Below are 7,674 nucleotides of genomic sequence, written 5' to 3' on the forward strand. Positions count from 1 at the left end.
CCAGTCCCCAGTCCCCAGTCCCCAGTTCCCTTTTACTCAACTACTGTAGCCATAGTTTCCTCCATTCCCGGAGGTACACTAGGTAATTCCAGACAATATCCTGCACCGTAAACGGTTTTAATGTAGCGCGGATGACGAGGATCAGGTTCGAGTTTAGTTCTCAAGTGGCGAATATGCACCCGAATAGTTTCAATATCATCATCAGGATCATAACCCCAGACTTCTCTGAGGATTTCGCTAGGAGAAACAGTTTGTCCATGACGTTGCAGCAAACAGTGGAGTAACTCAAACTCTAAATGAGTCAGTTTCACCGTTGCTTTGAACCAGATAGCCTCAAATCTTTCGGGAACGAGGGTAATTGGTCCATAGTTGAGAATTTCGCTATGTTTTGCTGCTTGGGGAATCCGGTCAGTGCGTCGTAATAAAGCCCGTACTCGCGCTAACAATTCTTCTAGCTCAAAGGGTTTGGTCAGATAGTCGTCTGCACCAGCATTAAACCCTTCTACTTTGTCATGGGTTTGGCTTAAAGCAGTTAACATCAAGACAGGAATCTCGGCAGTCCGTTCATCCCGACGTAAGCGTTGGCAAACTGTAAATCCATCTACTCTAGGTAACATCAGATCAAGCATAATTAAGTCGGGTTGTAGCTGGAGAGCCAGAGCCTGACCTTTAATGCCATCTTCAGCTTGACTAACATCGTAGCCCGCCATTTCCAAGTTGACGGCAACAAGTTCTGAAATCGCTGGGTCATCGTCTATGACAAGAATCCTCGGCATTCTTAAAAAATTATAACTACTTTATTTAACGATAATTGACGCTCTCCCAACTACCAAAATTTCGCTACGCTGATTCTGGGAAAAAGTTGAGGGATGATTAGATGATCAAGCAAACCATAAGGCTTTGTTTTCCTTGATATATAAAAAGATTACCATCTTAATTATGAAAAATATGTTAAATCTAATATAAATATTAAATTCAAACTATTGTAAGATACAATGCTCTTATTTTATGTATAAATACGAATATTTACCGCCCTATTTTTTGCAAAATGGCGTGACCATGACGGCTTATACGGCTTTATGGGCTAATCGGGATTGGGAGAGTAAAATTACTCATCCAGAGCCAAAATATCACGAGGTTATCTTCTCTGGGGGTCAAGGTGTGCCAATTTTTGGTCAAGTTGCTATTCCCCCAAATGCCCATAGTACAATTGTTGGCACCTATGGTATTACTGGAGAGCTAGACCAGCAATGGTTTTTACGAATTTTGGGACGCAAGGCTTACGCCAAAGGCTATGCTGTGGTGTTATTTGATTGGCGGGCGCATGGTAAAACCGCAGAATTATCGCCAACATTGACTTCGGATGGTTTGTATGAGGGGGAAGATTTTGTTAAAATAGCCGAAACTGCGGCAAAAATGGGTTGTCCTTCACCATTTTGGTTTACGGGCTATTCTTTGGGGGGACAGTTGGCTTTGTGGGGCGTGAAAGCTGCTGCGGATTTAGCACCTAAAGACATTGATATTGCTGGTGGGGCGGTGATTTGTCCAAGCTTAGATTCGTTGCGATCGCTCACCTATTTAGTTAAACACCCTTTTGGTAAATATGTCGAATCTCGCATTGCTAAGGAATTGAAAAAACTAGCCTGGAAAATCCATGCTGCTTATCCTGAATCTATTCAACCAGAGGCGATTGCAAGGGCTAACAGTATTTGGGGATTTGACGAAGAATTGGTGATTGCCCGTTTGGGTTTTGCGACGGTTGCTGATTATTATCAAGCCAGCAGTGGTTTAGAATTATTACCAAAATTATCTCAACCAACTTTCATTTTATATGCTGCTGATGACCCTTTATTTGATCCGGCTATCATTCCTGATTTAGAAGTTGCTGCTAGAAAAAATCCTGATATAGATTTATTACTGACTCGCTACGGTGGTCATGTTGGTTATGTGAGTAGCAAAAAATGTCAAAATCAATACCAAGATCCTGATCAATGGTGGGCGTGGAATCGTGTTTTAGAGTGGATAGAAGGAGTTAGGAGTTAGGAGGAAGAAAGAATATCCCTAACCTTTCCGGCTATATCAAACGTTTTGTCTCCCGGATATTTACAGTTTAATTATTAGCGATTGTGTTTAATTTGAATTGGCTAACCGCACCTAAAAAATTAGATTTGTTATTAAATGATGTGCATATTTGGCGCATTAATTTAAATTCTGATGAATTACAATTACAATTTTTTCGGGAAACTTTATCTAGTGATGAAATTGCTCGCGCCGAAAGGTTTTATTTTCCTGAACATCGGCAAAGATTTATGGCTGGACGTGGCACTCTCCGCGCAATTTTAGGGCAATATTTGGATATTGCCCCTAAACAAGTAGAATTTGAATATCAGCCGCGTGGTAAGCCTTTATTGGCGGCTAAATTTGCTGATCAGGGATTATTATTTAATTTATCTCATTCCCAAGATTTGGCTTTATTGGGGATAAGTTATCAAAATCAAATTGGTGTAGATTTAGAATATATTCGCACTATGTCTGATTTGGAAGGTCTGGCGAAAAGATTCTTTTCTGCTAGAGAATATCAATACCTGCGACTACTTTCTCCCGCCCAACAACAACAAATATTTTTTCGTTATTGGACTTGTAAAGAAGCTTATTTAAAAGCTACAGGAGATGGTTTAGTGCAGTTAGAAGAAATTGAAATAGATTTAACACCAAATCAACCTAGTAAATTACTTGTCTCAGGAGATTGGAGTTTAAGGGAATTAACACCGGCAGATAATTTTGCGGCTGCGGTTGTGGTTGCAGGTAGTAATATTAATTTGCATTGTTGGGAATCTTTTCTTAATTAAGTTAATATCTTCCTTTATCCCGTTCTAAATCGAAAATCGCCTTTTCAAGATACCATCGGTCAGACTGTCCGGGGTATTTTATCATGAGATGGTTGATTAGTCTTTCGGCGGTTGTATTCTCATTATTGAGTTTGCGAAGTAGTTGCTTCCACAACCTCGAATTTTTGTATGTATTGTGGGTATTTTTGGTATAGGTTTTAATCCTTAGTCTCCGTTGAAAAATGTTTTTAATGATCCAAATCGGGTTTTTATTTGGTGAAAATCTAACTCGCCTATAAGCATTTATTACCTGATCAAGTATCAAAAATATTACTCGTAGTCCCAGGAGGAAGAGAATGATCTGGGTGAGTATAAGAATTAGAGGACTCATACTTAACTAAACGGAGACATTGTTGAATTCATCTTTTAGCTTAATGTCTTTCTTTCCAGTGACTTAAATCACGTGAAAGCGTGTATTAGAAATTTCACGAAAAGGCGAACTGGCAAGTCAGCGCGATCGCACACATCAATAATAAAACTAATCCGTGTAGCGCGTTGGATTGGCGACACGGTACGGACGGTATTTTTTAATTTTTAATTCCGCCCTGTGGTACTAGATATTTTCTATTTCAAAATCGCGTAAATGGGCTTTAAACTTTTTGCTAAACTGGACTAAAAAAGGAAAGTTGGCACTTACAGGTCTATCATGCCATTGGGTGACAATAGCCACTAATTCCCCTTCTGCATCCTTGATATCAAAAGCATCACCGCGATGTTCGGGATGATGATAAACTACTACTGATTCTTTAACACGCACGCGATCGCCTATTTTCATAAGAATACTCGATAAGTGGGAAACTCAGCGGCTTTAGCCCTGAGAGGGAAACGGCACGAGCGGTTTTAACCGCTGTGGATATTAAAATTGAAGCCAGATTTTTGATTGGAACCTGGAAACGCAAAATCCAGCATGATTTAATTGCAAACCCAATTTTACAACATATTGCGCTATTAAGCTGTAGAACAAACTTGTATATTTCTTATTGAGATGATTGGTAATTGGTCATACTCTTTTCCCTACCTCCCCCACCTCCCCTACCTCTTACTTGACCCCTGATTCCTGTAACTGATTCAAACCCCTAGTGGTAACGTATCTTTGCAATTCTGTTAAAGCACGGTTGTAATCCAATATTGCTTTGACGCGATTACCCTCTGAACGGGTGAGATCATTTAATGCGTTAATTACATCAGTTTGAGTCCCGACACCTGCTTGGAATCTTAACCGCGCTAACCGCAAAGACTCTTTAGCTTGTTCTAAAGCCACATTAGAAGTTTGCACATTTTCTAAGTTTGAAGCCTGGGTAGAGTATGCTTGTTCTACTTGAAAGCGGATTTGGTTACGCTGTTCAGAAAATTGAGTTTCAGCGATCGCAATATTGGTCTTAGATTGGGCTGCTCTGGCTTTTGCTGCCCCGCCATCATATAAATTGAGGGTGGCTTGCACTCCCAAAGAATAACCATCGCTGACGCTTGTGCCATCATCAAACTGATCTAACAAGTTATATCTACCCACCAAGCTCACCTGGGGTCCCAAAGTTGCTAATGCTTGTTTTCTTTGAGCCTCGCTGATATTGCGCTGTGCTAAGTTCTGTTGTAGTTCAGGACGATTTTGATAAGCTAAAACGATGCTTTGTTCTAGTGGATGTTGCCATAAACCTGCCAATTTCACAGGATCACCCGCACTAATACTCGCTGATTGGGATAAATTCAACAGTGGTGCTAACTTACGGCGGGCAATTTGTTGTTGAGAAAAGGCACTAGTTAAGTCCTGTTGGGAGTTAGCTAAATTTACCTGCGATCGCAACACATCGAACCGAGTCCCTACACCTGCCCGTTCTAAAGCCACTGCATCCTTCAAACTCGCCTGAGCATTTGTAACCGCTGACTGAGAAATTCTCACATTTTCATCAGCTTGTTGCAAATCATAATATGCCCTAGCCACATTCAGGCGAATTTCCTCAGATTGCCTTTCTACATCTAACTCTTGCACTCGTATCCTTTCTTGCGCCTCTTTAATCGCTGCATTACGTCTACCAGAGGTGTAAAGGTCATATCTTATCTGTGCAGTACCGCTAAATGTGGTATTGGCAGGAGGATCACCCACTAAAGGATTAGTTTTTCTAGCTTGGTCGAAGGATAATGTACTACTAGCACTGCGACTATTTGTCACATCACCACTCAAATCCACACTAGGCATTAAAGCTGCTTGAGCTTCACGCAAAACCGACTTACTCCGTTCCAGTTGCAGTACAGACACCTGTAAATCATTATTATTCCGTTTAGCCAGTTCCAGAGCCTGTGACAAACTAATTGGCTGATTTCCTTGAACCTTCACTTCCTCTGCTTGCGTTGGATATAACAGGGGATTAGGACTGGGATTCAACTCGTTAGGAACATTAGGAAAATCTACAGGTTGACTAGGTGCAGAATTGACATTTTCTGCGGTCGGAGGTGTACTGGTTTCTGTCGTATTAGGAACAGTTGTTTGTGCTATCAAACTATTATTTTGAGGTAAGCAGGTGTTAGCAGTAAGTAGCAAAGCTGATTGACTCTTAGGCTGTGACTGTGGGCAATTACTAGACTCTAGTAACTTTGATATCTCAACATCACCATTGATCACTTGCTGATCAGAGTTACTTAAACTACCTAACTGAGAATTACTCGCAAACAGTAAATTATTATTTGAATTTGATAAATCAGAAAAACTTACAAATCTACTGTCATAGTTTGGAGAACTTTTTTCTCCCTCAGTGCTGAGATAATTGTCAGCCATGATTATAGGTAGACTGGAGTTACCAACAGGCTTGATACTGCCTTGACTAAAATAACTAACAGGTAATAATCCTGGGTTACTATTAACTTTACTTTTAGGCAGTAGGCTATTGTCTGGGAATAAATTTCTACTATCAGTAGAAACCAACACACTAGAAGTAGACTTTAGCTGTAACTCATTCACTTTCATAACAGTAGCCCAAGCGGGCTGAGTTGTTAATACTGCTACTGTTACACCAGGTAAGAAACAATGGAATAATTGCTGTCCTTTCACCGCATCCCCTCACACAAAAAATATTAATTTAGCGGCAGAATACTTGTCTTCAACACAAAATATAGCACGATCTGGAGATTTGGGCAGGAATATCGCACGATAACTCATGTTAGACATCAGAACTTGGTTTGTCTTCAAAACGTTTGACAATCCGAGAAAGTTCTGCCTTTTCGTCTATACTAACGCGCGTAGGCGCACCACTGATAATCCGCTCATAATTACGGAATGAATCTTTAATGTCAGGACCATCTGCCGTAATATTATATTCACGAATGCCCTTATCGTGCCATGAGCCGCGCATTTTAAATACGTTAATTGCCCGCGACATTTCTCCCCGAATTTCTACATATTGTAACATCAAAATTGTATCTGTAATCGTGGAAATATGGGAGTCAGTAATGGAATTAGAACCCAGGAATTGGTCTGTAGTATTGGTAAAAAAACCAGTAATTTCTTCTTGTTTAGCATAACCTGTGACACCAATTACAAACTGACGAAAAGCATTATTACTAACACCTCTAGCCATTGCAGAAAGTGAATCAATGGCAATACGAGCAGGTTTAAAATGGGAGATTTCTGATTTAATAATTTGTAAATGATCTTCTAAACCAGTTGATTCAGGATAGGTACAAATAATTTTCAGTAATCCTTGATGTTCTAATTCTTCAAAATCTATACCCCAAGAATGGGCATTTCGGGAAAGTTGGGCGCGAGATTCTTCATAGGCAAATAATATTGCTCGCTCACCACTAATGCAGCCATCTTGAATAAACTTACTAACTAATAAGGTTTTACCAGTACCTGTAGCTCCTGTGGCTAAAATAATCGAATCTTTAAAGAAACCACCACCACACATTTGATCAAGAACTTTCACTCCAGAAGATACCCGCACATTAGAAGATCGTTGTGTTAAACGCATTGCTCCCAGGGGGAATATATTAACTCCTTCATTGGTAATTGTGAAGGGATATTCACCTTTCATGTGGGTTGTCCCCCGTAACTTGAGAATTTCAATGGTTCGCCGCCGACGTTCTCCTTCTAAAACATTGCGAGAAATTACTACATTATCGGAAACAAATTCTTCGACTCCAAAGGATGCTACTGGTCCATATTCTTCACCCCGTTCAGTGGTAATGATGGTGGTGACATTCAATAGTTTTAGCCGTGCTACTAACCGAAAAATTTCTCGTCGCACTACTCCGACAGCTTCATATTGTTGAAATATGGCTGTCATGGAATCAATGGAAACCCGTTTAGCTTTATATTTACGAATGGCATATTGTAAACGTTCAATCAGGGCAGATAAATCAAAATTACCAACTATATCTTGACCTTCAGGGTCAGGAGATGCATCGAGAATAAATAATTTACCTTCATCAATCAACCGTTGTAAATTCCAATCAAAAATATGGGCATTTTTAATAATGTCACTGGGTGATTCTTCAAAGGTAACAAATACTCCGGGTTCATCGAAGTAAGTGATGCCATTATAAAGGAATTGCAGTGATAATAGAGTCTTGCCGGTTCCTGAAGTTCCACTAACTAAAGTAGTTCGACCCACAGGTAAACCGCCATGACTGATATCGTCAAAGCCTTCGATCATCGTGCGAATTTTTTCGACACCGATAGGTATTTTTTTTTGTTCAGGTTGCTCTTTTTTATTCATGGTTCATCTAATATGGATATTCAACCCAGGTTTTTAAAATCAAGAAAGTTTTTAATTATTTTTAATAACTAAATAAA

6 protein-coding genes are annotated in these 7,674 nt (G+C 39.9%); 2 read left to right on the top strand and 4 right to left on the bottom strand.

The window, feature by feature from the left end; translation table 11 throughout:
* Positions 1 to 32 precede the first annotated feature (32 nt).
* On the bottom strand, positions 33 to 776 hold the full coding sequence (locus IQ228_RS16605; RefSeq protein ID WP_027401963.1) for a response regulator transcription factor: 744 nt from the start codon (positions 774 to 776) through the stop codon (positions 33 to 35).
* Positions 777 to 1,008: 232 nt separating this feature from the next.
* Here IQ228_RS16605 and IQ228_RS16610 point away from each other — a divergent pair, with 232 nt between their 5' ends.
* The gene (locus tag IQ228_RS16610) at positions 1,009 to 2,043 is read left to right on the top strand and encodes a YheT family hydrolase (RefSeq protein WP_027401962.1); all 1,035 of its coding nucleotides are present in this window, start codon (positions 1,009 to 1,011) and stop codon (positions 2,041 to 2,043) included.
* An 83-nt stretch (positions 2,044 to 2,126) separates the two neighbouring features.
* A complete protein-coding gene (gene hetI, locus IQ228_RS16615; protein WP_193963596.1) occupies positions 2,127 to 2,849 on the top strand; it encodes a 4'-phosphopantetheinyl transferase HetI in 723 nt (240 codons plus the stop codon).
* Between the two features lie 592 nt (positions 2,850 to 3,441).
* Here the strand turns inward: hetI and IQ228_RS16620 are convergent.
* From IQ228_RS16620 to kaiC, 3 genes are all read right to left on the bottom strand, one after another.
* On the bottom strand, positions 3,442 to 3,663 hold the full coding sequence (locus IQ228_RS16620) for a ferredoxin-thioredoxin reductase variable chain (protein WP_027401960.1): 222 nt from the start codon (positions 3,661 to 3,663) through the stop codon (positions 3,442 to 3,444).
* A gap of 264 nt (positions 3,664 to 3,927) precedes the next feature.
* Positions 3,928 to 5,931 carry a TolC family protein gene (locus IQ228_RS16625; RefSeq protein ID WP_193963598.1) on the bottom strand — a complete coding sequence of 668 codons (2,004 nt, stop codon included), beginning with the start codon at positions 5,929 to 5,931 and terminating at the stop codon, positions 3,928 to 3,930.
* 109 nt (positions 5,932 to 6,040) lie between these two features.
* Positions 6,041 to 7,597 (bottom strand): circadian clock protein KaiC, encoded by a 1,557-nt coding sequence (gene kaiC, locus IQ228_RS16630; RefSeq protein WP_027401467.1) that lies wholly within the window; start codon positions 7,595 to 7,597, stop codon positions 6,041 to 6,043.
* Positions 7,598 to 7,674: the final 77 nt, after the last annotated feature.

The sequence above is a fragment of the Dolichospermum sp. LEGE 00246 genome, assembly GCF_015207865.1.
GTDB lineage: Bacteria > Cyanobacteriota > Cyanobacteriia > Cyanobacteriales > Nostocaceae > Dolichospermum > Dolichospermum heterosporum.

Excerpts from the sequence above, each read along its gene's own strand:
- IQ228_RS16605 (WP_027401963.1), bottom strand. The coding sequence starts at position 776 with ATGCCGAGGATTCTTGTCATAGACGATGACCCAGCGATTTCAGAACTT.
- IQ228_RS16610 (WP_027401962.1), top strand. The coding sequence starts at position 1,009 with ATGTATAAATACGAATATTTACCGCCCTATTTTTTGCAAAATGGCGTG.
- IQ228_RS16620 (WP_027401960.1), bottom strand. The coding sequence starts at position 3,663 with ATGAAAATAGGCGATCGCGTGCGTGTTAAAGAATCAGTAGTAGTTTAT.
- kaiC (WP_027401467.1), bottom strand. The coding sequence starts at position 7,597 with ATGAATAAAAAAGAGCAACCTGAACAAAAAAAAATACCTATCGGTGTC.